This is a genomic window from Cellulomonas sp. KH9, assembly GCF_900114185.1.
GTDB lineage: Bacteria > Actinomycetota > Actinomycetes > Actinomycetales > Cellulomonadaceae > Cellulomonas.
The window spans coordinates 180,080-204,694 of sequence record NZ_FOSE01000002.1 but is presented as its reverse complement, the minus strand read 5'-3'; the positions used below and the strand labels follow the sequence as shown (position 1 = coordinate 204,694).

Annotated in this window: 21 protein-coding genes; 4 read left to right on the top strand and 17 right to left on the bottom strand. The window is 74.8% G+C overall.

Translation table 11 applies throughout. The features are described 5' to 3' along the window. Positions 1-18: 18 nt before the first annotated feature. On the top strand, positions 19-2,250 hold the full coding sequence (locus tag BMZ16_RS07085; RefSeq protein ID WP_089798928.1) for an MMPL family transporter: 2,232 nt from the start codon (positions 19-21) through the stop codon (positions 2,248-2,250). A 36-nt stretch (positions 2,251-2,286) separates the two neighbouring features. On the opposite strand, the gene BMZ16_RS07080 is transcribed toward BMZ16_RS07085, so the two are convergent. From BMZ16_RS07080 to BMZ16_RS07055, 6 genes are all read right to left on the bottom strand, one after another. Further along, on the bottom strand, positions 2,287-3,066 hold the full coding sequence (locus BMZ16_RS07080; protein WP_089798926.1) for an SDR family oxidoreductase: 780 nt from the start codon (positions 3,064-3,066) through the stop codon (positions 2,287-2,289). Between the two features lie 87 nt (positions 3,067-3,153). Further along, a complete protein-coding gene (locus tag BMZ16_RS07075) occupies positions 3,154-3,924 on the bottom strand; it encodes a GNAT family N-acetyltransferase (RefSeq protein WP_089798924.1) in 771 nt (256 codons plus the stop codon). Further along, complete coding sequence (gene aspS, locus BMZ16_RS07070) at positions 3,921-5,717, bottom strand: aspartate--tRNA ligase (RefSeq protein WP_089798922.1); 1,797 nt, start codon at positions 5,715-5,717, stop codon at positions 3,921-3,923. Before aspS ends, BMZ16_RS07075 begins: the two co-directional genes overlap by 4 nt. 135 nt (positions 5,718-5,852) lie before the next feature. After that, on the bottom strand, positions 5,853-6,899 hold the full coding sequence (locus BMZ16_RS07065) for an Rv2578c family radical SAM protein (protein WP_089798920.1): 1,047 nt from the start codon (positions 6,897-6,899) through the stop codon (positions 5,853-5,855). 101 nt (positions 6,900-7,000) lie between these two features. Next, a complete protein-coding gene (gene hisS / locus BMZ16_RS07060; RefSeq protein ID WP_089798918.1) occupies positions 7,001-8,377 on the bottom strand; it encodes a histidine--tRNA ligase in 1,377 nt (458 codons plus the stop codon). Positions 8,378-8,452: 75 nt separating this feature from the next. Next, positions 8,453-9,175, bottom strand: a complete 723-nt coding sequence (locus tag BMZ16_RS07055; protein ID WP_089798917.1) for an MBL fold metallo-hydrolase — start codon at positions 9,173-9,175, stop codon at positions 8,453-8,455. Positions 9,176-9,402: 227 nt separating this feature from the next. Between BMZ16_RS07055 and BMZ16_RS07050 the strand changes: the two genes are divergently transcribed. The 3 genes from BMZ16_RS07050 to BMZ16_RS07040 all read left to right on the top strand — a co-directional run bounded on the left by BMZ16_RS07050 (position 9,403) and on the right by BMZ16_RS07040 (position 12,875). After that, a complete protein-coding gene (locus BMZ16_RS07050; protein WP_089798916.1) occupies positions 9,403-10,173 on the top strand; it encodes a peptidylprolyl isomerase in 771 nt (256 codons plus the stop codon). After that, entirely contained in the window at positions 10,170-12,080 is a 1,911-nt protein-coding gene (locus tag BMZ16_RS07045) for a DUF349 domain-containing protein (RefSeq protein ID WP_089798915.1), read from the top strand. The genes BMZ16_RS07050 and BMZ16_RS07045 overlap by 4 nt, the downstream gene beginning before the upstream one ends. Positions 12,081-12,152: 72 nt before the next feature. After that, a complete protein-coding gene (locus tag BMZ16_RS07040) occupies positions 12,153-12,875 on the top strand; it encodes a hypothetical protein (protein WP_143082770.1) in 723 nt (240 codons plus the stop codon). Between the two features lie 69 nt (positions 12,876-12,944). On the opposite strand, the gene BMZ16_RS07035 is transcribed toward BMZ16_RS07040, so the two are convergent. The 11 genes from BMZ16_RS07035 to BMZ16_RS06985 form a co-directional block, all read right to left on the bottom strand. Further along, complete coding sequence (locus tag BMZ16_RS07035) at positions 12,945-15,341, bottom strand: RelA/SpoT family protein (RefSeq protein WP_218143334.1); 2,397 nt, start codon at positions 15,339-15,341, stop codon at positions 12,945-12,947. A 111-nt stretch (positions 15,342-15,452) separates the two neighbouring features. Further along, positions 15,453-16,031 carry an adenine phosphoribosyltransferase gene (locus tag BMZ16_RS07030; protein ID WP_089798913.1) on the bottom strand — a complete coding sequence of 193 codons (579 nt, stop codon included), beginning with the start codon at positions 16,029-16,031 and terminating at the stop codon, positions 15,453-15,455. Next, positions 16,028-17,116 (bottom strand): protein translocase subunit SecF, encoded by a 1,089-nt coding sequence (gene secF / locus BMZ16_RS07025; RefSeq protein WP_089798912.1) that lies wholly within the window; start codon positions 17,114-17,116, stop codon positions 16,028-16,030. The genes BMZ16_RS07030 and secF overlap by 4 nt, the downstream gene beginning before the upstream one ends. Continuing rightward, positions 17,116-18,852, bottom strand: coding sequence for a protein translocase subunit SecD (gene secD / locus BMZ16_RS07020; protein WP_089798911.1), 1,737 nt, complete (start codon positions 18,850-18,852; stop codon positions 17,116-17,118). Before secD ends, secF begins: the two co-directional genes overlap by 1 nt. Positions 18,853-18,984: 132 nt before the next feature. Then, entirely contained in the window at positions 18,985-19,371 is a 387-nt protein-coding gene (gene yajC / locus BMZ16_RS07015; protein ID WP_089798910.1) for a preprotein translocase subunit YajC, read from the bottom strand. Between the two features lie 122 nt (positions 19,372-19,493). Then, positions 19,494-20,540: a Holliday junction branch migration DNA helicase RuvB gene (gene ruvB, locus BMZ16_RS07010; RefSeq protein ID WP_089799925.1), complete on the bottom strand. Its 1,047-nt coding sequence runs from the start codon at positions 20,538-20,540 to the stop codon at positions 19,494-19,496. Positions 20,541-20,571: 31 nt separating this feature from the next. Then, on the bottom strand, positions 20,572-21,183 hold the full coding sequence (gene ruvA, locus BMZ16_RS07005; RefSeq protein ID WP_089798909.1) for a Holliday junction branch migration protein RuvA: 612 nt from the start codon (positions 21,181-21,183) through the stop codon (positions 20,572-20,574). A 97-nt stretch (positions 21,184-21,280) separates the two neighbouring features. Then, positions 21,281-21,847 carry a crossover junction endodeoxyribonuclease RuvC gene (gene ruvC, locus BMZ16_RS07000; RefSeq protein WP_089798908.1) on the bottom strand — a complete coding sequence of 189 codons (567 nt, stop codon included), beginning with the start codon at positions 21,845-21,847 and terminating at the stop codon, positions 21,281-21,283. An 88-nt stretch (positions 21,848-21,935) separates the two neighbouring features. Further along, complete coding sequence (locus BMZ16_RS06995) at positions 21,936-22,691, bottom strand: YebC/PmpR family DNA-binding transcriptional regulator (RefSeq protein WP_089798907.1); 756 nt, start codon at positions 22,689-22,691, stop codon at positions 21,936-21,938. A gap of 86 nt (positions 22,692-22,777) precedes the next feature. Further along, positions 22,778-23,389 carry a pyridoxal 5'-phosphate synthase glutaminase subunit PdxT gene (gene pdxT, locus BMZ16_RS06990; protein ID WP_089798906.1) on the bottom strand — a complete coding sequence of 204 codons (612 nt, stop codon included), beginning with the start codon at positions 23,387-23,389 and terminating at the stop codon, positions 22,778-22,780. An 11-nt stretch (positions 23,390-23,400) separates the two neighbouring features. Further along, positions 23,401-24,609, bottom strand: coding sequence for a pyridoxal phosphate-dependent aminotransferase (locus BMZ16_RS06985; protein ID WP_089798905.1), 1,209 nt, complete (start codon positions 24,607-24,609; stop codon positions 23,401-23,403). Between the last annotated feature and the right edge of the window lie 6 nt (positions 24,610-24,615).

Sequence of the window (24,615 nt, the reverse complement as noted above, 5' to 3'; positions counted from 1 at the left end):
GGCCACCGACCTGCGAGCATGGCGGGCGTGTTCGCACGCCTGGGTCGCACGGTCGCCCACCACCCGCGCCTGACCGTCGTCGTCTGGCTGGTGCTCACGGTCGTGGGCTACGGCCTCGCCGTCCAAGGTCTGCACGGCGAGAGCCTGTTCGACCGCGTCGCTGCCGGAGGGCCCGGGGTCCCGGGCGCCGAGTCGACCCGCGGCCAGCAGATCCTCGCGGACGAGCGGACCACCGGACCCGCGGTGAACCTCGTGCTGACGGGCATCGACCCGGCGGACCCCGCGGTCGGCCCCGCCCTCGAGGAGGCGCGGGCGCAGGTCGCGGCGGTGCCCGGGGTGGCGTCCGTGATCGACCCCCTGGTGCTCCCCGGCGGTGTGCAGAGCCCGGCGGCTGCGCCGCTGCTGGCGCAGGACGGCGACGGGTTCCTCGTGGTCGTCGAGCTGGAGCCTGACCTGCCGGCGGACCAGCAGACCGCCGCGCTCGAGGACGTCGAGCAGCGGCTGCGCGAGGTCCCCCAGGACCTGCGGGAGGTCGCACCGGACGTGCGCGGCGTCGTGGGTGCCGAGCACCTCGTCGTCGACGAGATCACGCAGCAGGTCGAGGACGACCTGCGCACCGGTGAGGTCGTCGCGCTGCCGATCGCGCTGCTCATCATGGTCGTCGTCTTCGGCGGGTTCCTCGCCGCCGCGATGCCGATGGCCGGGGCGCTCGCCTCCATCGCCGGCGGTCTGGGCGCGCTGCTGGCGCTCACGTACGTGATGGACGTGGACGCGTCGGTCGTCAACGTCGTCACCGTGCTCGGCCTGGGCCTGTCCATCGACTACGGCCTGCTGATCGTGTCGCGTTTCCGCGAGGAGCTGCAGCGCGCGGTCGGGACGGACGACGGTGCGGGGGCTCGGCGCCGCCGCGGGGACGGACCGGTGGTCGCGGCCGTGGAGCGGACGATGGCGACCGCCGGGCGGACCGTCGTGTTCTCGGCCGTGACCGTCGCCGTGTCGATCGCGGGGCTGCTGGTGTTCCGCCCGGACATCCTGCGGGCCGTCGGTGCCGGCGGCGTGGCGGTCGTGCTCGTGGCGGTCGCCACGGCGATCACCCTCGTCCCGGCCCTGCTGACGCTGACGGGCCGCCGCCTGTCGCGCCCGGGACTGCTGGCGCGGATCCCCCTGCTGCGCCGCGCGTCGGACGTGCAGCGCGAGGAGGGCGCGTTCTCGACCCTGGCCGCCCGGGTCCAGCGCCACCCCTGGTGGGTCATGGTGGGGTCCGTCGCGCTCCTGGTGCTGCTGGCCTCCCCGGCGCTGCGCATGGAGCTGCGGATCAGCGGGCTGGAGCTGCTGCCCGCGGGCACCACGCAGCGCGAGTACGTGGGTGACCTGGAGGAGAACTACCCGGCGGCGGCGGCACCCGCCGTGACCGTGGTCGCCGCGACGTCGCTGGCCGAGGCCACCGCGTGGGCCGAGGAGCTCGCGGACCTGCCGGACGTGGCGTCCGTCGACCCGCCGGCCGAGCTGGGCTCGTACGTCGTCATCGGCGTCCGGGCGGACACCACCGACCCCGGCGGGTCGGTCGCGGCGGACGTCGTGCGGGAGGTCCGCGACGTCCCGGCGCCGTTCGAGCGGTGGGTGGTCGGGCAGGCCGCGTCGCAGATCGACTTCACGGCGGCACTCGTGGAGCGCGCACCGGTCGCGCTGGCCGTGGTCGGCGTGGCGACGCTGCTGCTGCTGTTCCTCATGACGGGGTCGGTGGTGATCCCGGTCAAGGCACTGCTGACCAACGTGCTGTCGATCCTCGCCTCGCTGGGCGTGCTGGTCTGGGGCTTCCAGGACGGGCACCTCGAGGGTCTGCTGGGCTTCACGTCGACGGCAGGCATCGAGACGTACGTGCTGGCGCTCGTCGTCGCCTTCGCGTTCGGCCTGGCGATGGACTACGAGGTCTTCCTGCTCTCGCGCGTCAAGGAGCTGCACGACGAGGGGCTGCCGACCGACGCCGCGGTGCGGCTGGGGCTGCAGCGCTCCGGGCGGATCATCACGTCGGCCGCCGCCATCATCATCGTGGTGTTCACCGGGTTCGTGGCCGGTGACCTGGTGGTGATCAAGCAGGTCGGGTTCGCGCTGGCGTTCGCGGTGCTGATCGACGCGACGGTCGTCCGCCTGTTCCTGGTGCCGGCGACGATGACGGTCCTGGACCGCGCCAACTGGTGGGCCCCGCGCCCCCTGCGCCGGCTGTACGACCGGTTCGCGATCCTGCACTGAGCCGTCGAGCGGCGCGGGCAGGGGGCCGACGGGCCGTCAGGCGACCAGGCCCTGCCCACCGTCGACGAAGACCTCGGTCCCCGTCACGTGTCGCGCCGCGTCGGACACCAGGAACGCGATGACGTCGGCCACCTCCTGCGGCGAGCCGGGCTCCTCCCCCGTGAGCGGGATCTGCCCCTGCGGGTACTGCGCCGGCAGCCCGAGGTCGTCCGTGCCCCGCTGCTCGGTGTTGTCGTCGATGTTCGTCTCGATGGCGCCGGGGCACACCGCGTTGACGCGCACCCCGCGCGGGCCGAGCTCGACCGCCGCCATGCGGGCGAACGCGACCTGACCCGCCTTACTCGTGGCGTACGCGGACGCCCCGGGCGTCGTGAAGGTCCGGGTCCCGTTGATGGACGACACCACGACGACGGCCCCGCCCTGACGCAGCAGCAGCGGCAGCGCGTAGCGCAGGGTGAGGAACGTCCCGGTGAGGTTGGTGCCGAGGGTGGCCTGCCACTCCTCCGGCTCGATCTCCTCCAGCGGCGCCCACACGCCGTTGACGCCCGCGTTGGCCACGACCACGTCGAGGCGGCCCAGCTCGCGCTCGACGCGTGCGTAGACCTCGCGCACCGCCGCGGCGTCCCCGACGTCGGCGGCGACGGGCAGCACGCGCCCGCCGGCCGCGCGGACCTCCGCGGCGACGTCGTCGGCGCTCTCCTGGCGGTGCCCGACCGCGACGACGGTCGCACCGTCCTGCGCCAGGCGCACCGCCGTCGCCCGTCCGATGCCCGATCCCGCGCCCGTGACCAGCGCGACCTTGCCGTCCAGCGTCATCGTGCTCCCTCCCTCGACGTCACGGTCGACGGTAACCACGCCCGGCGCGGACCGCCCGGTGAGCGCCGTGGCGGAGCCAGGGGCACGTCAGGGGCGTGCGGCACCCGGCGGCCCGTAGCCCGCGTTCTCGACGTCGACCCGGAATCCGAGTGCCCCGTAGACGCGGCGTGCGGGTGCGTTGTCGGCGTACATGCCCAGCGACACCCAGGGCGCGCCGCCCTCGAGCGCCCGGCGCGTCGCCACCGCCGCCAGCGCGGTGCCCAGCCGGCGGCCGCGCGCATCGGGGACGACGCCCAGTCCGTGCAGGTGCATCGAGGGGACGTCGGTGCCGCCGCGCACCGCCACACCGATCACGCCCAGCAGGCGTCCGCCGGCCGGGTCGCGGACACCCCACCACGCCGCGTCGTCGGGGGCCCCGGGCCGCGCGTGGGTGGTCGGGTTCGCCACGTCGAGGCAGGCCGCGATCGCGGCGGCGTCGCGGTGGACGTCGAGCAGGACGACGCCGTCCTCACCGGGCTGCACCCCGGGCGGCACGTCGCACGAGAGCCGGTCCCACAGCGTGCTGGGCACGACGCCGGCGGCCGCGAGGTCCGCCGGCGCGACGGGCACGGCGCGTGGCACGGTGGCCCAGCGCAGCCCCGGGCCCTGGCGCCGCAGCGCGTCGGGGACGAGCCCTCGGAGCTCGTCGTGCGCCCCGACGGCCCACAGGAAGGGACCGTGCGCGAGCTCGCGCACCAGGACCGCCGCCGCGGCGCCCTGCGCGAGCACCGCGGCGTCGGCCCAGTCGTGCCGTTGGTCCAGCACGTCCCGCCGGCTCCGCAGCACGGCGGGCAGCCGGTCCAGGAGCCGGTGGCTCACCCCTCGGCGGTCGGTGCCTGGCCGGCGGCCGGCTGGGCGGCCTTGGGACGCGTGTCGACCCCGGTCTCGCGGCGCTGCTCGGGCGAGATGGGGGCCGGTGCCCCGGTGAGCGGGTCGTACCCGCCACCGGACTTGGGGAAGGCGATGACCTCACGGATCGACTCGGAGCGCGTGAGCAGGGCGACGATCCGGTCCCAGCCGAACGCGATGCCGCCGTGCGGCGGTGCACCGAACGCGAACGCGTCGAGCAGGAAGCCGAACTTCTCCTGGGCCTCCTCCTGCCCGATGCCCATGACCTCGAAGACGCGCTGCTGCACGTCGCGCCGGTGGATACGGATCGAGCCGCCGCCGATCTCGTTGCCGTTGCACACGATGTCGTAGGCGTACGCGAGCGCCGCGCCCGGGTCCTCCTCGAAGCGGTCGATCCACTCGGGGGTGGGCGACGTGAACGCGTGGTGCACAGCCGTCCACGCGCCCTTGCCGACGGCGACGTCGTCGTCCTCGCCCGTGGGCTTGAACAGCGGCGCGTCGACGACCCACACGAACGACCAGGCGTCCTCGTCGATCAGACCGCCGCGGCGGCCGATCTCCAGGCGGGCGGCGCCCAGCAGCGCACGCGCCTCGCTCTGCTTGCCGGCGGCGAAGAAGACCGCGTCACCCGGGTTGGCGCCGACCGCGGCCGCCAGCCCGGCGCGCTCCTGCTCGGTGATGTTCTTGGCGACCGGGCCGCCGAGCTCGCCGTCCTCGCCGACCGTGACGTACGCCAGGCCCTTGGCCCCGCGCTGCTTGGCCCACTCCTGCCAGGCGTCGAACCCGCGGCGGGGGGTGCTCGCACCGCCCGGCTGCACGACGGCCCCGACGTACGGCGCCTGGAAGACCCGGAACGGGGTGTCGGCGAAGTACGCGGTGAGGTCGGTCAGCTCGAGGCCGAAGCGCAGGTCGGGCTTGTCCGTGCCGAAGCGGCGCATCGCGTCCGCGTAGGTCATGCGCGGGATCGGCGTCGGGATGGTGTACCCGATCAGCTCCCACAGCGACGTCAGCACGGCCTCGGCGAGCTCGATGACGTCGTCCTGGTCGACGAAGCTGGCCTCGACGTCGAGCTGCGTGAACTCCGGCTGGCGGTCCGCGCGGAAGTCCTCGTCGCGGTAGCAGCGGGCGATCTGGTAGTACCGCTCGAGGCCGCCGACCATCAGCAGCTGCTTGAACAGCTGCGGGGACTGCGGCAGCGCGTACCAGCTGCCCGGGGCCAGACGCGCCGGGACGACGAAGTCGCGCGCGCCCTCGGGCGTGGACCGCGTCAGCGTGGGGGTCTCGACCTCGACGAACCCGCGCTCGTCAAGCACGGCGCGCGCGGCACGGTTGACCTGGGCGCGCAGCCGGATGGCGTGGGCCGGGGCGGGACGCCGCAGGTCGAGGTAGCGGTGGCGCAGGCGCGCCTCCTCCCCGACGGGCTCGTCGACGGACGCCGAGACCTGGAACGGCAGCGGCGCGGACTCGTTGAGGACGACGACCTCGTGCGCGACGACCTCGATCTCGCCGGTGGCGAGGTTCGGGTTCTCGTTGCCCTGCGGGCGGCGCCCGACCTCACCGGTGACCTGCAGCACGTACTCCGCACGCAGCCCGTGCGCGACGGCCTCGTCGCGGATGACGACCTGGGCGATGCCCGAGGCGTCGCGCAGGTCGACGAACGCGACCCCGCCGTGATCGCGCCGACGGTCCACCCAGCCCGTGAGGGTGACGGTGGTGCCGATGTGCTCGGCACGCAGCGAGCCGGCGGTGTGGGTGCGCAGCACGGAAGGTCCTTCAGGTCGGGGATCCGCGCCCGGACGGACGCACCCCCGATCATAGGTGCGCCGACGGTGCCCGGCCCACGCGGACGACCACCTCGCGACCACCCCGCACGCACCCGCCCCGGGCGGCCACGGCCCTCAGAAGAGGCTGGGCTGCAGCTCAGTCGCCGCCGGCGGCGCCGTGTCCCGGTCCCTCCCCCGGCGCACGCCGCCCCCGACGTCCTGGGGTGCGCGGTCCAGCCCGTGCCGTGCTAGCAGCGGTCGCACCCGCGCGGCCAGCCAGGCGCCGTACTCGGCGTGGGCGTACGACCCGCCCCGGTACACCCGGTCGTAGCCGGCCACCAGGTCGGGCCGCTCCCGCCGCAACCATGCGAGGAACCACTCCCGGGCGCCCGGCCGCAGGTGCAGCGGCAGCACGGTGGCCCGCTGCGCCCCGGCCTCGGCGACGGCGGCGAGCAACCGGTCCAGGTGGTCCGTGGAGTCCGTCAGCCACGGCAGCACCGGCGCGACCATGACGTGCACCGGCAGCCCGGCGTCCCGCACCGCGCCGACCAGCGCCAGACGCGCCCGGGCCGTCGGCGTGCCGGGCTCCAGGCTCTGCTGCAGGTCGTCGTCGAGGACGGCGAGGGAGACGGCCAGCGAGACCGGCACGTCGCGGGCGGCCGCGGTGAGCAGCGGCAGGTCCCGGCGCAGCAGGGTGCCCTTGGTGAGGACGGACAGCGGTGTGCCCGAGCCCGCGAGCGCGTCGATGATCCCCGGCATCAGGGCGTACCGACCCTCGGCCCGCTGGTACGGGTCGGTGTTGGTGCCGAGGGCGACGTGCTCGCGCCGCCACGACGGTCGCCCGACCTCGGCGCGCAGCACCTCGGCGACGTTGGTCTTGACGACGATCTGGGTGTCGAAGTCCTTGCCCGCGTCGAGGTCGAGGTAGCGGTGGGTGCCCCGGGCGAAGCAGTAGGCGCACGCGTGCAGGCAGCCGCGCATCGGGTTCACGGTCCACCGGAACGGCACAGCCGACGCGTCCGGCACCCGGTTGAGGGCCGTGCGGCACAGCACCTCGTGGAAGGTGACGCCGGCGAAGTCCGGCGTGCGCACGCTGCGCACGAGCCCGGGCATCGTCCGCAGGTCGAGCCCGGGCAGCGCGTCGCCGTCCCCCGCACCGACCTTCTGCCCGTCCCATCGCACCCGGCCATTCGAACACATGTTCGACCGGGTGTCGAGAGGTCCGGGCCCGCGCGGCCGGCCCGGCGGTGCGGGCGGCCCGGCGGTGCGGTCGGTGGTGGCCGTCAGCCGGCCGCGACGACGCGCGGGCGCAGGTCGTCCGCCGGCGGGGCCCACGTCGCGGCGTCGGCGGGGACCTGCTCGCCCGAGCGGATGTCCTTCACCTCGTCGTGCGCCGGTGCGCCGTCGTCGGTCGTGTCGCCGACGAACCACACGAAGGGGATGCCGCGGCGGTCGGCGTGCTTGATCTGCTTGCCGAACTTGGCGGCGCTGGGCGCCACCTCGACGGGGATCCCCCGCGCCCGCAGCGCGGCGGCGACGGCGTCGGACCGCGAGCGCCTCTCCTCCGACGTGACCGCGACGAGCACCGCGGTCGGCACCGAGCGCGTCGCGCGCACGAGGCCGGCGGACAGCAGCCGGGACACCAGCCGGGACACGCCGATCGACAGGCCGACGCCCGGGTAGGTCTGGTTGCCGTCCGACGCGAGCGTGTCGTACCGGCCGCCGGAGCAGATGGAGCCCAGGTCCTCGTGCCCGACCAGCACGGTCTCGTAGACCGAGCCGGTGTAGTAGTCCAGGCCGCGGGCGATCCTCAGGTCGGCCACGACCACCCCGGGGGCGCGCTCGGCCGCGGCGGCGACGAGCGCACCGAGCTCGCCGAGCCCCTCCTCCAGCAGGTCGTTCGACGCCCCGTGGCGTGCCGCGAGCGCGCGCACACGGTCGACGACGGCGGCGTCGTCGCCGCTGATCGCGGCGAGCTCCAGGCAGGCGCCGGCCTGCTCGGGCGCGGCGCCGGCCTCCTCGACGAGCAGCGCCGCGACCGCCTCCGGGCCGACCTTGTCGAGCTTGTCGATGCCGCGCAGCACGGCCTCGACGTCATCCAGGCCCAGGCCGCGGTAGAAGCCTTCGGCGACCTTGCGGTTGTTGACGAGGATCCGCACCGGCGGCACGCCCAGGTCGCGCAGCGCACCGAGCGCGTCGGCCATGACCAGCGGGAGCTCGACCTCGTAGTGGTAGGGCAGCGCGCCGGCGCCGACGACGTCGATGTCGGCCTGCACGAACTCGCGGAACCGTCCGTCCTGGGGCCGCTCGCCACGCCACACCTTCTGGATCTGGTAGCGGCGGAACGGGAAGGCCAGGTGCCCGGCGTTCTCCAGCACGTACCGCGCGAACGGCACGGTGAGGTCGAAGTGCAGGCCCAGCTGGCCCGCGCGGTCCGGTGCCGCGTCCGGGTCCTCCTGCAGGCGCCGCAGCACGTAGACCTCCTTGGAGGTCTCCCCCTTGCGCAGCAGCTGGTCCAGCGGCTCGACGGCCCGTGTCTCGATCCCGGCGAAGCCGTGCAGCTCGAACGTGCGGCGCAGCACGTCGAGGACGTGCTGCTCGACGATGCGCCCGTCGGGCAGCCACTCGGGGAATCCGGACAGGGGTGTGGGTCGCGCCATGGGCACGATGATCCCAGAACGCGGCGCCCGGTCCCGCACCCCTTCCGGGACGTGGGCGATGGCGTCCCGGAAGGGTCAGCGCTGCCGCGGCAGGTACGGGTTGGTCGCCAGCTCGGTCGCCACGTCGGTGGCGGGGCCGTGACCCGGCAGCACGCGGGACCCGCGCGGCAGGGCCGCCACGACGTCGCGCAAGGTCGCGAGCATGGCGTCGTCGTCGCCGCCCGGCAGGTCGGTGCGGCCGATGCCGCCGGCGAACAGCACGTCGCCGGACAGCACGACGGGGTCGGCCTCGCCGGCGTCGACGAGGTAGAGCGTGGAGCCCTCGGTGTGGCCGGGGGCGTGCCGTGCGACGACCCGGACCCCGCCGAGGTCGAGGTCGAGGTCACCCGTCCGGCCCACCCCCGCGCGACCGAACGGCTGGACCTGCTGCGGCTGCTGCCACGTGGCGGGCTCGACACCGACGGCTCGCAGGGCCTGGGCGAGCGGTCCGCGCGGGTCGTGGCGCGGGTCGAGGACCCCGAGCGTGCCGAACGGGTCCGCCAGCCGGTACTCGTCCCCGGCGTGCAGCAGCACGGGCACGTCGAAGGCGTGGGACAGCCCGGCCGCGTCCCACGTGTGGTCCGCGTGCCCGTGCGTGAGGAGCACGCCGCGGGGCCGCAGCCCGTGGCGTGCGACGAGCTCGCGGACCGGCTCCGCCGTGCCGGCGCCCGGGTCGACGACCGCGCAGTCACCGTCCGGGGCGACGAGGACGGAGCACCGCGCGGCGAAGACGGTCGCGACCACCGTGAGGATCTGCATGCCCCGCACGCTAGACGAGGCCCCCGGCGTGCGCTGCACGGGCACCCGCGGCTGACGTCGACGCGCACAGGACCGGACCACACGCCGTGGTCAGCGTGCGCGACGAGGGCCCGGGCTTGCCTAGACTGTCCCGGGGTCCGGCGCGTCTGCGGCGGTGGCACGTGGGACGGCAGCGGTGCAGCGGCGACGCGCACGTGCCGGCGGCACGACGAGACTGAGGGAGAACGGTGTCTTCGAAGCGCGAGCGCGAGCAGGAGCGCCGTCGGCAGGAGAAGCAGCACGCGCGCATGCTCGAGGCGCAGCGCGCGCGCCAGAGGCGCGCCCGCGTCGTCGCCGGCGGCGTGGCCGGCGCGCTGGCGCTCGGCCTGGGGACGGTGGCCGTCGTCGGTCTGACGCGCGACGACGCGCCGACGTCGGCCGCACCGCAGGACGCACCCTCCGCCCCCGCGACCTTCCCCGCCCGGACGGGCAACGGCGGCGTCGCGCCCGACGCGGCGCTGGCCGAGGCGCGCACCTGGTCCGGGACGCTGAGCACCTCCGCCGGTGAGATCGGCGTCGAGCTCGACGGCGCGGCCGCGCCGCAGGCCGTCGCGAACTTCGTGACGCTCGCCGACGAGGGGTACTTCGACGGCACGCTGTGCCACCGGCTCGTGACGCAGGGCATCCACGTGCTGCAGTGCGGCGACCCGACGGCCACCGGCATGGGCGGCCCGGGATACTCGTGGGGGCCGGTGGAGAACGCGCCCGCCGACGACGTGTACCCCGCCGGCACCATCGCGATGGCCCGCGTCGGCGGCGACGCCGAGTCGATGGGCTCCCAGTTCTTCCTCGTCTACGAGGACTCGCAGATCCCGTCCGACGCGGCGGGTGGCTACACCGTGTTCGGCCACATCACGTCCGGTCTGGACGTGGTGCAGGCCATCGCTGACGCGGGGACCCAGGACGGCACCGAACGTCCGGTCTCCGACGTCACCATCGAGGGAGTGGAGATCCAGTGACCGAGCACCCCACGACGCCGTCCGCGGACGACGCCGAGCAGGCTCCCCCCCTCGCGGGCGACCCGACGACCGTCGGGGCGACTCCCGACGCGCCGGCGGGCGAGCCTGCCACCGAGGACACCACCGCTGCGCCGGAGACACCGGCCGAGGACGCCGCGCAGGACGTCACCTCCGAGCCGCCGGCCGAGGTCGAGGTCCCGGCGAGCGACGCCACCGGGAGCGCCGTGACGGACGCCGAGGTCGGCGCCGCCGCGGACGAGGCTCCGGCAGGGTCGGCACCGGTCGAGGACACCGCACCGGTCGAGGACACCGCACCGGTCGAGGACACCGCACCGGTCGAGGAGACCGCACCGGTCGAGGAGACCGCACCGGTCGAGGCCGCGCCCGCCGACGAGGCCGTGCCCGCCGAGGAGGCCGTGCCCGCCGAGGAGACGACGCCGGCTGCGGAGACCGCACCGGCCGAGGTCGCCGCGGTGGACGCCGCGTCCGAGCAGCCCGCCACGCCCGCGCCGGCCCCCGGCGACCGCCCGGGTCGCCCGCGACCGACTCCCGCGGCGATGCGTCCCGGCCCGCGGCCGCCGCGTCCCGGCGGCCCCGCCACCCCGACCGCGCCTGCGGTCCCCGTTCCCACGCCGGACGAGGAGGCCGAGGCCGCGCGGGCCGCGACCTTCGGCCGGGTGGACGAGGACGGCACGGTGCACGTGGTCGAGGCCGCGGGCGAGCGCGTCGTCGGGCAGTTCCCCGGCGCGAGCGCGCCGGAGGCCCTCGCGCTGTACGTACGCCGGTTCCTGGACCTGCAGGCCAAGGTCGCGCTGTTCGACGCCCGGCTGTCCGCGACGGACCTGTCCGTCAAGGAGATCGACCAGACGCTCGCGCGCCTCACCGAGGAGCTCGCCGAGCCTGCCGCCGTCGGCGACCTCGACGGCCTGCGGGCACGCCTGGAAGGGCTGCGCGCACGCGCCGCCGAGCGTCGTGCCCAGGCGGACGCGGAGCGCGCCGCCGCGCGCGAGGCCGCGGTGGCGGCCCGCACGCAGATCGTCGAGCAGGCCGAGAAGATCGCGGCGACCGACCCTGCGCGCATCCAGTGGCGTCCCGCCGGTGAGCAGCTGCGCTCCCTGCTGGACCAGTGGAAGGACGCCCAGCGCTCCGGACCGCGCATCGACCGGCCCACGGAGGAGTCACTCTGGAAGCGGTTCAGCCACGCGCGGACCACGTTCGACCGGGAGCGGCGGCACTTCTTCGCCGAGCTCGAGGCGCGCAACGCCGAGGCGAAGGGCGTCAAGGAGCAGCTGGTCGCCGAGGCGGAGCGCCTGGCGTCCAGCACCGACTGGGGCGCCACGTCCGCCGCGTTCCGTGACCTCATGACCCGCTGGAAGGCCGCCGGGCGCGCCAACCGCCAGGTCGACGACGCGCTGTGGGCCCGGTTCCGGACCGCACAGGACGCGTTCTTCGCCGCGCGGGACGCCGCCAACGAGGCCGTCGACGCCGAGTTCCGGGCGAACCTCGAGGTGAAGGAGGCCCTGCTCGTCGAGGCGGAGGCGCTCCTGCCCATCCGTGACCTGGGCGCCACGAAGGCGGCGCTGCGGTCCATCCAGGACCGCTGGGACGCCGCCGGCAAGGTGCCGCGCGCCGACCTGCAGCGGGTCGAGGGCCGGCTGCGCGCCGTCGAGAGCGCGGTCCGTGACGCGGACTCCGCGCAGTGGCGTCGTGGCAACCCCGAGACCCGCGCGCGGGCCGAGGGCGCCGCAGCCCAGCTGGAGCAGGCGATCGCCGGGCTCGAGGCGGACCTCGAGGCCGCGCGCGCCGCGGGCGACAAGCGCCGCGTGAGCGAGGCCCAGGCCGCGCTCGACGCCCGACGCGCGTGGCTGGAGCAGGTCCAGCGCGCCGCGCAGGACGCCCGCGGCTGACGCACGACCCGTCCGTCCACAGGATGCCCGTCCCCATCCCGACAGGGGGTGAGGGCGGGCATCCTGGCGTTCGTGACCTCTCCGCTCGACGTCCCGGGCCCCGGGGCCCTGCGCCGGCTGCGGCCCGGCACTCCCCCGCCGGCACCGCTGGTCGTGCGCCGTGACGACGTGCCGGCCTCGGCGTGGACAGGGCTGCACCTCGACGGTGTGCTCGCCCCGCTGTGGCGGGACACCGCCCGCGTCGTCGACCGCACCGCACGCGACACCACAGCTCTCGACGTCCCTGCTCTCGACGTCCCTGCTCTCGACGTCATAGCGCACGACGACGCGGCGCTCGACGGTCCATCGCTCGGCGACGCAGCAGCCGCCGACGCAGCGCCCGACGTCCCCGTGCACCCCGCCGTGCGCGCGGCGGCGTTCGCCGCGCTCGTGCCGGCGCGCGGAGCCGTCGGCCGTGAGGCGGCCGCGTGGGTGCACGCGGGCGGCCCACCGCCCGGCCGTGTCACGGTGCTGGTGCGGTCCGGGGCGCGGCGACCGGATCCCCATCCGGGTCGCACGACGGCCGAGGCCGACCTGACGGACACCGACGTCGTGGACGTCGGTGGGGTGCGCGTCACCACCGTGCTGCGCACCGCCGTGGACGTCGCTCGGTGGCTCCCGACCGAGGACGCGCTGCGAGTGCTGCGCCGGCTGCGGCCGGTGGGCCTGGACCCGGCCGCCGCGCTGCACCGCCTCGAGGCGCACGCCGGCGGGCGCGGGGTGCGGCGCGCACGCCGCACCCTGCGGCTCGTCTGACGCCGCCACGCCGTCGGAAGACGCGGCCGACCGACGGACGCGTCCGGCGCGGACGACCGACGTGACGCGTCAGGCGCGGATGGCCGGCTCCTCGGCCCCGCGGGACCCGGTCACCCGGTACACGTCGAAGACGCCCTCGACCTTGCGCACCGCGGCCAGCACCGACGCGAGGTGCGACGGCTCGGCCATCTCGAACACGAACCGTGACAACGCGACCCGGTCGCGGGACGTCGACACGGAGGCCGACAGGATGTTCACGTGGTGGTCGGACAGCACGCGCGTGACGTCCGACAGCAGCCGGCTGCGGTCGAGCGCCTCGACCTGGATCTGCACGAGGAAGAGCTGGGAGCTGGTGTGCGTCCACTCCACCTCGACGATGCGCTCCGGCTGGCGTCGCAGGCCCTCGACGTTCAGGCAGTCCGTGCGGTGCACGGAGACGCCGGCGCCCCGCGTGACGAACCCGATGATCTCGTCACCGGGCACGGGCGTGCAGCACTTGGCGAGCTTGACCCACACGTCCTCGACGCCCTTGACGACCACACCGGGGTCGCCCGTACGCACGCGCCGCGCGGTCGACCCGGGTCGCGCCGCCTCGGCGAGGTCCTCCTCCTGTGCCGGTTCACCCCCGAGCGAGTGCACGAGGCGCTGCACCACCGACGTGGCCGACGCCTGTCCCTCACCGACCGCCGCGTAGAGCGCCGAGACGTCCGCGTAGCGCATCTCGTGCGCCAGCGCGACGAGCGCCTCGTGCGACATGAGCCGCTGGATCGGCAGGTTCTGCTTGCGCATCGCCTTGGCGATGGCGTCCTTGCCCTGCTCGATCGCCTCCTCGCGGCGCTCCTTGGTGAACCACTGGCGGATCTTGTTGCGCGCGCGGGGGCTCTTGACGAACGCGAGCCAGTCGCGGCTGGGCCCGGCCGTCTCGGACTTCGACGTGAAGACCTCGACGACGTCCCCGTTCTCCAGCGTGGAGTCGAGCGGCACGAGGCGTCCGTTGACCCGCGCGCCCATGGTGCGGTGGCCGACCTCGGTGTGCACCGCGTAGGCGAAGTCGACGGGCGTGGAACCCGCGGGCAGCGCCTGGACGTCGCCCTTGGGCGTGAAGACGTACACCTCGGCCCCGGCGATCTCGTCGCGCAGCAGGTCGAGGAACTCCGTGGGGTCGGCCGTCTCGCGCTGCCAGTCGACGAGCTGACGCAGCCACGTCATGTCGTTGCCGGCGGCGTCCTGCGGCCCGCCGCTCTTGGCGGTCTCCTTGTACTTCCAGTGGGCCGCCACGCCGTACTCCGCGCGCCGGTGCATGTCGTGCGTGCGGATCTGGATCTCGACCGGCTTGCCCCCGGGACCGATCACCGTGGTGTGCAGCGACTGGTACAGGTTGAACTTGGGCATCGCGATGTAGTCCTTGAACCGGCCGGGCACCGGGTTCCACCGCGCGTGCAGCGCACCGAGCGCCGCGTAGCAGTCGCGGACCGTGTCGACGAGGACGCGCACGCCCACCAGGTCGTAGATGTCCGCGAACTCACGGCCGCGCACGATCATCTTCTGGTAGATCGAGTAGTAGTGCTTGGGCCTGCCCGTCACCGTCGCCTTGATGCGGGCGGTGCGCAGGTCGGCGCCGACCTGCTCACGGACCGTGGCCAGGTACTCCTCGCGGGCCGGGGCGCGCTCGGCGACGAGGTGCACGATCTCGTCGTACACCTTGGGGTAGAGCGTCGCGAAGGACAGGTCCTCGAGCTCCCACTTGATGGTGTTCATGCCGAGCCGGTGCGCGAGCGGCGCGTAGATCTCGAGGGTCTCGCGAGCCTTCTTCTCGGCCGACGCCGCGGAGACGAACTTCCACGTGCGGGCGTTGTGCAGCCGGTCCGCCAGCTTGATGACGAGCACCCGGATGTCGCGCGACATCGCGACGACCATCTTGCGGACCGTCTCCGCCTGCGCGGCGTCCCCGTACGCGACCTTGTCCAGCTTGGTCACGCCGTCGACCAGCATCGCGACCTCGGGCCCGAAGTCGTGCCGCAGCTGGTCCAGGGAGTAGTCGGTGTCCTCGACGGTGTCGTGCAGCAGCGCCGCCACGATGGTCGACGGGGTCATGCCGAGGTCGGCGAGGATCGTCGCGACGGCGACGGGGTGGGTGATGTACGGGTCGCCGCTCTTGCGCAGCTGGCCGCGGTGGGCATGCTCGGCCACCACGTAGGCCTGCTCGATCACCGACAGGTCGGCCTTGGGGTGGTTCGTGCGCAGCGCGTGCAGCACCGGCTCGAGCGCCGGGTGCGCCGAGGCCGACCGCCCCGACAGCCGCGCCAGGCGGGCACGGACCCGGCCGGTGGACCCCTGCGCGGCGTCCACCTCGGGCGTGCCGCTACCGGGCGTCGTGACCGCGGGCCCGGGGCCCGAGGCCGGTCCGGGCACGGCGGGGACGGGCGAGCTGACCGGCTCGGCCCCTGCTCCGACCTTCTCCGACATCCGCCCGCACCCCCTTCCGTGGTCGCTCGATTCTACGGCCGCGACACGTCCGGCCCGGCACCGTGCGCTGCGTCGCCCCCGGGGTGTGCGCCCCGTCGGCGTCGCGGGCCGTCAGTCGACGGTCAGCAACGCGTCGACGAACCGCCCGGGCAGCTGCGCCCGCCCGCCCAGCGCCTCGAGCTCCACGAGGAAGCTCAGGCCCACGACGGTGGCGCCACAGGACTCCAGCAGCTCGACGGTGGCTGCCGCCGTGCCGCCGGTCGCCAGGACGTCGTCGACGACGAGCACACGCGCACCGTCGGGAATGGTGAACGGCTGCACCTCGACCGCGGCCGTCCCGTACTCGAGCGCGTACGACTGGGACGCGACGGGTCCGGGCAGCTTGCCGACCTTGCGGACGGGGACGACACCGGCACCCAGGGCGACCGCCACCGGCGCGGCCAGCAGGAACCCGCGTGCCTCCATCCCCGCCACGAGGTCGACCGGGCCCGGCGCGTCGCCGGCCAGCGCCCCGACGACCTCCGCGAACGCGGCGGCGTCCGCGAGCAGCGGCATGATGTCCCGGAACAGGACCCCGGGCTCCGGGTAGTCCGGGACCGTGCGCATGAGCGCCTCGATCCTGCGCGCCAGCGCGGCCCGGTCGTCCGACGGACCGGGCACCGTGCCCGGCCCGTCGTGCTGCGCGCTCATCGGCCCTTGCGCCGGGGCTGCGCGCCCTGGCCCAGGTGGCCGCCCGGCCGCAGCGCCGCGGCCGCGTGCACCGCACCGGCGGTGACGCCCTCGCCCTGGGTGCCGTCGCCACCCGCGCGCGCCGCCAGCACCTTGGCGGTGTGCTCACGGATCCGCGGCTCGCGCTCCCGCAGGGTGACCTCGAGCGGCGTGGCGATGAAGATCGACGAGAACGTCCCGACGAACATGCCGACGAACAGCGCCAGGGCGATGTCCCGCAGCGTCCCGGCCCCCAGGACGAACGCACCGATCACGAGGATCGACGCGACCGGCAGGAGCGCGACGACCGAGGTGTTGATCGACCGGACGAGGGTCTGGTTGACGGCCAGGTTGGCCCGCTCGGCGTACGTGAAGCGCGTCTGCTCCAACGTGTCCGCGGTGTTCTCCCGGACCTTGTCGAACACGACGACCGTGTCGTAGATCGAGTACCCGAGGATCGTGAGGAACCCGATGACAGTGGCCGGGGTGACCTCCCAGCCGATGGCCGCGTAGATCCCGACGGTAATGATGAGGTCGTGGAACAGGGCGATGATCGCCGCCGCCGCCATCCGCCAGTTGCGGAAGTACACCGTCATGACCAGCGACACGAACAGCAGGAAGACGAGCAGACCGGTCACGGCCTTCTGCGAGACGTCCTGCCCCCACGAGGGGCCGATGTAGGCGCTGGTGATCTGGTCCTGGCCGACGTCGAAGGCCTCGGCGAGACCGTTCTTGACCTCCTCGACCTGCTCGTTGGTGAGCTCGGCCGTCTGGATACGCAGCGAGCTGCCGCCGACGGTCGTGACGCGCGGGGCCTCCTCGGGCGAGACGGCCTGCACCGTGTCGACCGCGAGCTGCTGGTCGTCGGTGGGCACACCGGAGACCATGAACTCCGAGCCGCCGCGGAACTCGATGCCGGGGTTGAGCCCCGGCTTGACGAGCAGCACCGCGGAGACGAGGACGAGCACGAGCGAGATGGCGTACCACCTGCGCCGCTTGCCGACGATGTCGTACGAGCGGCGGCCCGTGTAGAGGTCGTTGCCCCACTGGGCGAATCCCGTGGCCATCAGCGGTCGCTCCCCTCGGCGCGCTCGGCGGCGGGCTCGTCGGTCCCGGACGCGGGCGGTGCGTCCGGCGGTGGTGCCGCGGCCGCCTGGGCGGCGCGGGCCGCGGCGCGGCGCTCGGCGATCGTCATGCCGCCGCCGCTGCCGACGGCGACCGGCTCGCGTGCGGACTCCGGGGCGGGCGCACCCGAGGCGCGCCGACCCGGCGTGACCACGCGACCCCGCCCGCCGTACCGCAGCGTGTCGACACCGAGCCGGCGCGGGTCGAGGCCGGAGGCGGGGTGCCCCTCGGCGAAGAACCGCGTGCGGCCCAGCAGGATCATCAGCGGGTGCGTGAACAGGAAGACCACGAGCAGGTCGACCAGCGTCGTCAGACCCAGGGTGAACGCGAACCCGCGCACCCCGCCGACCGCGAGCAGGTACAGCACGATCGCGGCGGTGAAGTTCACCGCGTCGGACGCCAGGATCGTGCGACGCGCGCGCTCCCAGCCCTTCTCGATGGCGGCACCCAGGGCGCGGCCGTCCCGCAGCTCGTCGCGGATGCGCTCGAAGTACACGATGAACGAGTCGGCGGTGATGCCGATCGCCACGATGAGGCCGGCGACACCGGGCAGCGAGAGTCGGTACCCCTGCAGCCACGAGAGCAGCGTGATGACGCCGTAGGTCACGAGCGCCGCCACGAGCAGCGAGGCGACCGTCACCAGGCCCAGCGCGCGGTACTGGAAGAGCGAGTACACGACGACCAGCAGCAGCCCGAAGACGCCCGCGAGCAGACCCTTCTGGAGCTGCTCGGAGCCGAGCGTCGCGGAGATCTGCTGCTCGCTCTGGACCGTGAAGCTGATCGGCAGCGAACCGAAGTTGAGCTGGTTCGCCAGGGTCGCGGCGGTCTCGCGCGTGAAGGACCCGGAGATCTGCGCCTGGCCGTTGGGGATGACCTCGTTGACCGACGGGGCGGAGATCACCAGCGCGTCGAGCACGACAGCGAACTGGTTGAGCGGCGGGGTCTGGCTCGCCAGGCGCGTCGTGACCTCGGTGAACTTCGGGGTGCCGGCGCCGGTGAACTCCAGGTTGACGACCCACTGGCCGGTGGAGGCACCCGTGGAGGTCGCCCCCATGCCGGACGTCGCGCTCTTGATGTCCTCACCGGGGATCTCGACCGGGCCGAGGATGTACTTGGCCAGACCCTCCTGGTCGCACGCGACGAACGCGGTGTCGGGGTCGCCGGGGGCGCCACCGGTCCGGTTCTCGGGCAGCGTGCAGTCGAGGGCGTCGAACTCCTGCTGCACCTCGGGCGTCACGTAGTACGCGATGTCGCTCGGACCGTCGGGCGACGCCTTGGTCGGCTGGTCCGCCGCCGGGGGCGCCGCGGGGTCCTGGGGCGTCGCCGCCGGGGCCCCCATGACGAGGACCGGACGGAACTCCATCTGCGCGGAGGTGCGGACCAGGTCGAGGGTCTCCTCGTCGGGGCGGCCGGGCAGCGCGACGACGATCTTGTCGCCACCCTGGCTGGTGATCTCCGCCTCGGCGACGCCGGAGGCGTCGACGCGCTGGCGGATGACCGCGATCGCCTGGTTGATCGTCTCGGACGTGACGTCGCCCTGCGCCTCGGGCACGGGCTCGAGGATGACCTGCGTCCCGCCCTCGAGGTCGAGCGCGAGGTTCGGCGTCAGGGACGCGTCGCTCCAGCGGGTGCCGGCGAGGATCGACGCGAACAGCGCGACGACCAGCAGCCCGAGCATGACGAGCGTACGGACCGGCCGTTCACGGCGGCGGGGAGGAGGGGCCAACGGAGTTCTTCTCTCGTGCGCGCACCGCCCGGGAGGACCGGCCGGTGGGGTCGGGGCCCGGGCGTCGTCGCCCGGGCCGGTGGGTCACTTGTCGTCGCGGCGGTCGTCCGGCGTCGTCGGGGGCTCCGGCGGCAGCGAGGACAGGTCGTCGGGGACGTCGACCACGGGCTCGTCCTGGACGGCCGGGGCGTCGGCCTCCGACGGCTCCTCGCCCACGACGGCCTCGGTGCGGCGACCGATCGCGGCGCGCAGCCAGCGGGTCTGCGTGCCGGGCGTGGACTCGAGCGTGACGACGTCACCGTCGATGGCGGTGACGGTCCCGAAGAGCCCGGACGCGGTCATGACCTCGTCCCCCACCTCCAGGTTGTTCCGCAGCTCGGCGGCCTCGCGCTGCTGCTTGCGCGAGCGGCTCGACATGAACCACAGCGCGGCGAACGCGAGCAGCATGATGATGAGGAACGAGTAGTCCATGGGGTGGTGGTTCTCCGCATTCGTGTCAGACGTCCGCCGCAGTCTAGGCGCCGCGGCCCGTCGCTCCAACGTCCCAGGGTCCCCCGACGTTCCCACCCGCCGCCCGAGGGGGCGCCGCGTCCTCAGCCGAAGAGCGTGTCGGAGGCCGCGGGGACCGCGAGACCCAGGTGCTCCCAGGCCGGTGGCAGCGCCACGCGGCCCCGCGGCGTGCGTCCCACCAGGCCCTCGCGCACGAGGAAGGGCTCGGCCACCGTCTCGACGGTCTCGGGCTCCTCGCCGACGGCCACCGCGAGGGTGGTCAGGCCGACGGGGCCGCCGCCGAACCGACGGCACAGCGCGTCGAGCACCGCACGGTCCAGCCGGTCCAGGCCGCGCTCGTCGACCTCGTAGACCGCCAGCGCCGACCGGGCGGCGTCCAGCGACAGGCGCCCGTCCCCGCGCACCTGCGCCCAGTCCCGCACCCGGCGCAGCAGCCGGTTCGCGATGCGCGGCGTGCCGCGCGAGCGCGACGCGATCTCGGACGCCGCCGCGGCGTCGAGCGGCACGCCCAGCAGCCCGGCGGACCGGACGAGCACGCGCTCGAGCTCGTCGTCGGCGTAGAAGTCGAGGTGACCGGTGAACCCGAACCGGTCGCGCAGCGGGGCCGGCAGCAGTCCCGCGCGGGTCGTGGCACCGACGACGGTGAACGGCGGCAGCGACAGCGGGATCGCGCTGGCGCCGGCCCCCTTGCCGACGACCACGTCGACCCGGAAGTCCTCCATGGCCACGTACAGCAGCTCCTCCGCCGGGCGGGCCAGGCGGTGGATCTCGTCGATGAACAGCACCTCCCCCTCGTCGAGGGAGGACAGCACCGCGGCCAGGTCGCCCGCGTGCTGGATGGCCGGCCCGCTCGTGACCCGCAACGAGGCGCCGAGCTCGGCGGCGATGATCATCGCCAGCGTCGTCTTGCCCAGTCCCGGAGGGCCCGACAGCAGCACGTGGTCCGGCGCCCGCCCGCGCGCCATCGCGGCCTCCAGCACCAGCGACAGCTGGTCGCGCACGACGCGCTGACCGACGAACTCCTCCAGGCGACGCGGCCGCAGCGCCGCCTCGGCGGCACGCTCGGGCTCGTCCGCGGCGGGACGCACCACCGAGCCGGCGTCGAACGCGTCGGGCTCCCCCACCTCGATGCGCCCGCCGAGGAGGTCGTCCGGGGCGTCCTCAGGCACGGGCGCTGCCCAGCGAGCGCAGGGCGGCGCGCAGCACGCCGGGCACCTCGTCGGCACCGACGGGGCCGGCGGTCCCGTCGAGCACGGCCGCGACCGCGTCCTGCGCGGCCCGCAGCGGCCAGCCGAGGCCGACGAGGGCCTCGACGACCTGCTCGCGGTGGTCGGCCGACACCGGGGCCGCCGCGGCACCGGCGGCGGGCGCGGGTGCCCCCAGCCGCTCCCCCAGCTCCAGGACGATGCGCTGGGCACCCTTGCGCCCGATGCCCGGCACCCGCACGAGCGCGGCCAGGTCCTCGTCCGCGACCGCACGGCGCAGCCCGTCCGGGGTGTGCACGGCCAGCATCGCCAGCGCGAGGCGCGGCCCGACGCCCGAGACGGTCTGCACGGTCTCGAACACGTCGCGCTCGTCGTCGTCGGCGAAGCCGAACAGGGTCAGGGAGTCCTCGCGCACCACCAGGGACGTGAACAGCCGCGCCGGCTGCCCGACCCGCAGGCCCGCGAGGGTCGCCGGGGTCGCCTGGACCAGCAGGCCCACACCGCCCACCTCGAGGACGGCCGAGTCCAGCCGTACCGCCAGCACGGTCCCGTGCACCGACGCGATCACCGCGCGCTCCTCCCGTCGTCGACCGGGACACTGTGCCACACCCGGGCGAACACCTGTACGAACGACACGCGCGCCGTCATCCCCGCGTCACCCGCCGTCACCCGCGGCGGCGCGCCGCCTGCTCCGCCTCCGCCCACCGGCGCTGCGCGGGCGTGAGCGCCCCGGGCTCGCGCTGCGGGGCCCCCAGTGCCCCGGCCGGGCGCCAGAGGTGGCAGATCGCCAGCGCGAGGGCGTCCGCGGCGTCCGCGGGCCGCGGCAGGTCGGCCAGGCCGAGCAGCCGGGCGACCATCGTCTGGACCTGGGCCTTCTCGGCACGGCCCGACCCGGTCACCGCGGCCTTGACCTCGCTGGGCGTGTGCAGGGCGACGGGGATGCGGCGCCGGGCGGCCGCGACCATGGCCAGGCCGGCGACCTGCGCGGTCCCCATCACGGTGCTCACGTTGTGCTGCGCGAACACGCGCTCCACCGCGACGGTGTCCGGCGCGTGCTCCTCGATGCACTCCTCGAGGGCGCGCTCGATGAGCAGCAGCCGCTGGTCGACGTCGAGCGCCGGGTCGGAACGCGCCACCGACACGTGCACGAGGCGGGCGCGCCGGCCCGCCAGCCCGTCGACCACGCCCAGGCCGCAGCGGGTCAGGCCGGGGTCCACTCCGAGCACGCGCACCCGCCCATCGTCGCAGCCGCCGGACGCAGGACGGGCCCCGCCACACCGGTGGCGGGGCCCGTGCACGCGCGACGGCGCGTGCGGTGCGTCACTCGGCGTCGAGCTCGGCCATGACCTCGTCGGACGCGTCGAAGTTGGCGTAGACGTTCTGCACGTCGTCGGAGTCCTCGAGCGCGTCGATCAGGCGCATGATCTTGCGCGCGCCGTCGGCGTCGACCTCGATCTGCGTGGCGGGCCACCAGACGACGTCGGCGGAGTCGTAGTCGATGCCGGCCTCCTGCAGCGCCGTGCGGACCGGCACCAGGTCGGTCGCCTCGCTGAGCACCTCGAACGACTCGCCGAGGTCGGTGACCTCCTCGCCGCCGGCCTCGAGCACGGCCTCCATGACGGCGTCCTCGTCGGTGCCCTCCTTGGGCACGATGACGACGCCCTTGCGGCTGAAGATGTAGGCGACGGAGCCGGGATCGGCCATCTGCCCGCCGTTGCGCGTGAACGCGACCCGGACGTCCGACGCGGCGCGGTTGCGGTTGTCGGTGAGGCACTCGACCAGCACCGCGACGCCGCCGGGGCCGTAGCCCTCGTACGTGATCGACTGGTAGTCGGCGCCGCCGGCCTCCTGGCCGGAGCCGCGCTTGACCGCCCGGTCGATGTTGTCGTTCGGGACGGACGACTTCTTCGCCTTCTGGATGGCGTCGAACAGCGTCGGGTTGCCGGCGGGGTCACCACCGCCCGTGCGGGCGGCCACCTCCACGTTCTTCACGAGCTTGGCGAAGAGCTTGCCCCGCTTCGCGTCGATGACGGCCTTCTTGTGCTTGGTGGTGGCCCACTTGGAGTGACCCGACATGGCTCGTTACCCCTTCGTCTGCGCTGGTCCGCCCGCGTCGCTCCCGGCGCAGCGCCCACGTGCGGACGGACCGGGGATCCGCGACGTCACAGGCTGTCGCGGACGATCTGCACGAACAGTCGGTGCACCCGCGGGTCCCCGGTCACCTCGGGGTGGAACGAGGTCACGAGCAGCGGGCCCTGGCGCACCGCGACGATCCTACCGGCGGCGGGCCCCTCCGCGACGCGTCCCACGACGGTCGCGGCGGGTCCCACCTCCTCGACCCAGGGCGCCCGGATGAACACGGCGTGCACCGGGTCGTGCTCGCTGCCCGCCACGCCGTCGAGGACGAGGTCCGTCTCGAAGGAGTCGACCTGCCTGCCGAACGCGTTGCGACGCACCGTGATGTCGACGCCGCCGAGCGTCCGCTGGCCAGCGATGCCCCCGATGATCCGGTCGGCGAGCAGGATCATGCCGGCGCACGACCCGTAGGCGGGCATGCCGCCCGCCAGCCGATCGCGCACGGGGCCGTCGAGCTCGAACGCCCGCAGCAGCTTGTCGATCGTGGTCGACTCGCCCCCGGGCAGCACGAGCGCGTCCACGGCGTCGAGCTCGCTGCGGCGGCGGACCGCGACCGCCCCGACGCCGAGGGAGCCGAGCACCGCCAGGTGCTCGCGGACGTCGCCCTGCAGGGCGAGCACGCCGATGGTGGGGGTCACGGTCGCCGATCCTAGGCGTCCTCGACCGCGACCGGCCCGACCGGGGCGAGCGACCGGCCGGCCGGGCCCGCGCAGGCCGCGACCTCGTCGGCCAGCCGCTCCAGCCCGAGCAGCAGCTGGTCGCGCGGTGCCGCGAGCGAGACCCGCACCATCCCCGCGGCCGCGGTCCCGAAGGTCGACCCGGGCGCCACCGCGACGTGCCGGCGCGCCAGCAGGCGCCGGGCGAAGCCGTCGGTGTCGGCGGTGCCGACGTCGACCATGAGGTAGAACGCGCCGTCGGGCACGACGTGCCGCACCCCGCGGCGCGCCAGGAGCGCGCACGCGGCGTCCCGCCGCTGCCGGTAGGACGCCACGGCGGCGACGACGCCGTCCTGCGGCCCGGTGAGCGCCGCCAGCGCCGCCACCTGCCCCGGCGTCGACGGGCACGCGACGGTGGCCTCCGCCAGGTGCCCGAGCGCCTCGACGACGTCGGGTGCGGGGACGACCACCCAGCCCGTGCGCCAGCCCGTCAGCGCGTAGGTCTTGGAGACGCTGAAGAACCCGAGGACCCGTCCGTCCGTGTCGTACGCGAGCGGGCTGACGTGCGGGCGGTCGAAGGTGATGGCCTCGTAGCACTCGTCCGACAGCAGCCACAGGTCGTGGCGCCGCGCGACCTCGACCAGCCCCGCGACGACGTCCGGCGGGTACACCGCGCCCGTGGGGTTGTTGGGCGAGCACACGACGAGCGCGCGGGTGCGCGGTGTCACCCGCGACGCCACCTCGGCGGGGTCCGGCACGAAGCCGGCGGCCGCGTGCGCCGGGTAGGTCCGGACGGCGGCGCCGGCCGCGACGGCCGCCATCTCCCAGTTCGGGAAGGTGGGGTCGGGCAGCAGCACCTCGTCCCCCGGGCCGAGCAGCGTGGCCATGGCCATCGCCAGCCCGTGCATCGCACCGTGGGTCACCACGACCTCGTCGGGCGACGTGGGACGCCCGAGCGTGCGCGACACGCGCTCGGCCGCGGCGGCGCGCAGCACGCCGAGACCCGTGCTCGAGGTGTAGCCGGTGCGCCCGGCCCGCGCGGCCGCGGCGACCGCCGCCACGACGTGCTCCCCGGGGGGCGCGTCGGGCTCGCCGATCTCGAGGTGGACGGCGCGCGGGTCGCCCAGCGCGAGGTCCATGAGGGTGCGGATGCCCGACCGCGGGATCCGGGCGACGGACGAGGAGGCGGCGGCACGAGGCATGCGCCG

Excerpts from the sequence above, each read along its gene's own strand:
- BMZ16_RS07085 (WP_089798928.1), top strand. The coding sequence starts at position 19 with ATGGCGGGCGTGTTCGCACGCCTGGGTCGCACGGTCGCCCACCACCCG.
- BMZ16_RS07080 (WP_089798926.1), bottom strand. The coding sequence starts at position 3,066 with ATGACGCTGGACGGCAAGGTCGCGCTGGTCACGGGCGCGGGATCGGGC.
- hisS (WP_089798918.1), bottom strand. The coding sequence starts at position 8,377 with ATGGCGCGACCCACACCCCTGTCCGGATTCCCCGAGTGGCTGCCCGAC.
- BMZ16_RS07055 (WP_089798917.1), bottom strand. The coding sequence starts at position 9,175 with ATGCAGATCCTCACGGTGGTCGCGACCGTCTTCGCCGCGCGGTGCTCC.
- BMZ16_RS07035 (WP_218143334.1), bottom strand. The coding sequence starts at position 15,341 with ATGTCGGAGAAGGTCGGAGCAGGGGCCGAGCCGGTCAGCTCGCCCGTC.
- BMZ16_RS07030 (WP_089798913.1), bottom strand. The coding sequence starts at position 16,031 with ATGAGCGCGCAGCACGACGGGCCGGGCACGGTGCCCGGTCCGTCGGAC.
- secF (WP_089798912.1), bottom strand. The coding sequence starts at position 17,116 with ATGGCCACGGGATTCGCCCAGTGGGGCAACGACCTCTACACGGGCCGC.
- secD (WP_089798911.1), bottom strand. The coding sequence starts at position 18,852 with ATGCTCGGGCTGCTGGTCGTCGCGCTGTTCGCGTCGATCCTCGCCGGC.
- yajC (WP_089798910.1), bottom strand. The coding sequence starts at position 19,371 with ATGGACTACTCGTTCCTCATCATCATGCTGCTCGCGTTCGCCGCGCTG.
- BMZ16_RS06995 (WP_089798907.1), bottom strand. The coding sequence starts at position 22,691 with ATGTCGGGTCACTCCAAGTGGGCCACCACCAAGCACAAGAAGGCCGTC.
- BMZ16_RS06985 (WP_089798905.1), bottom strand. The coding sequence starts at position 24,609 with ATGCCTCGTGCCGCCGCCTCCTCGTCCGTCGCCCGGATCCCGCGGTCG.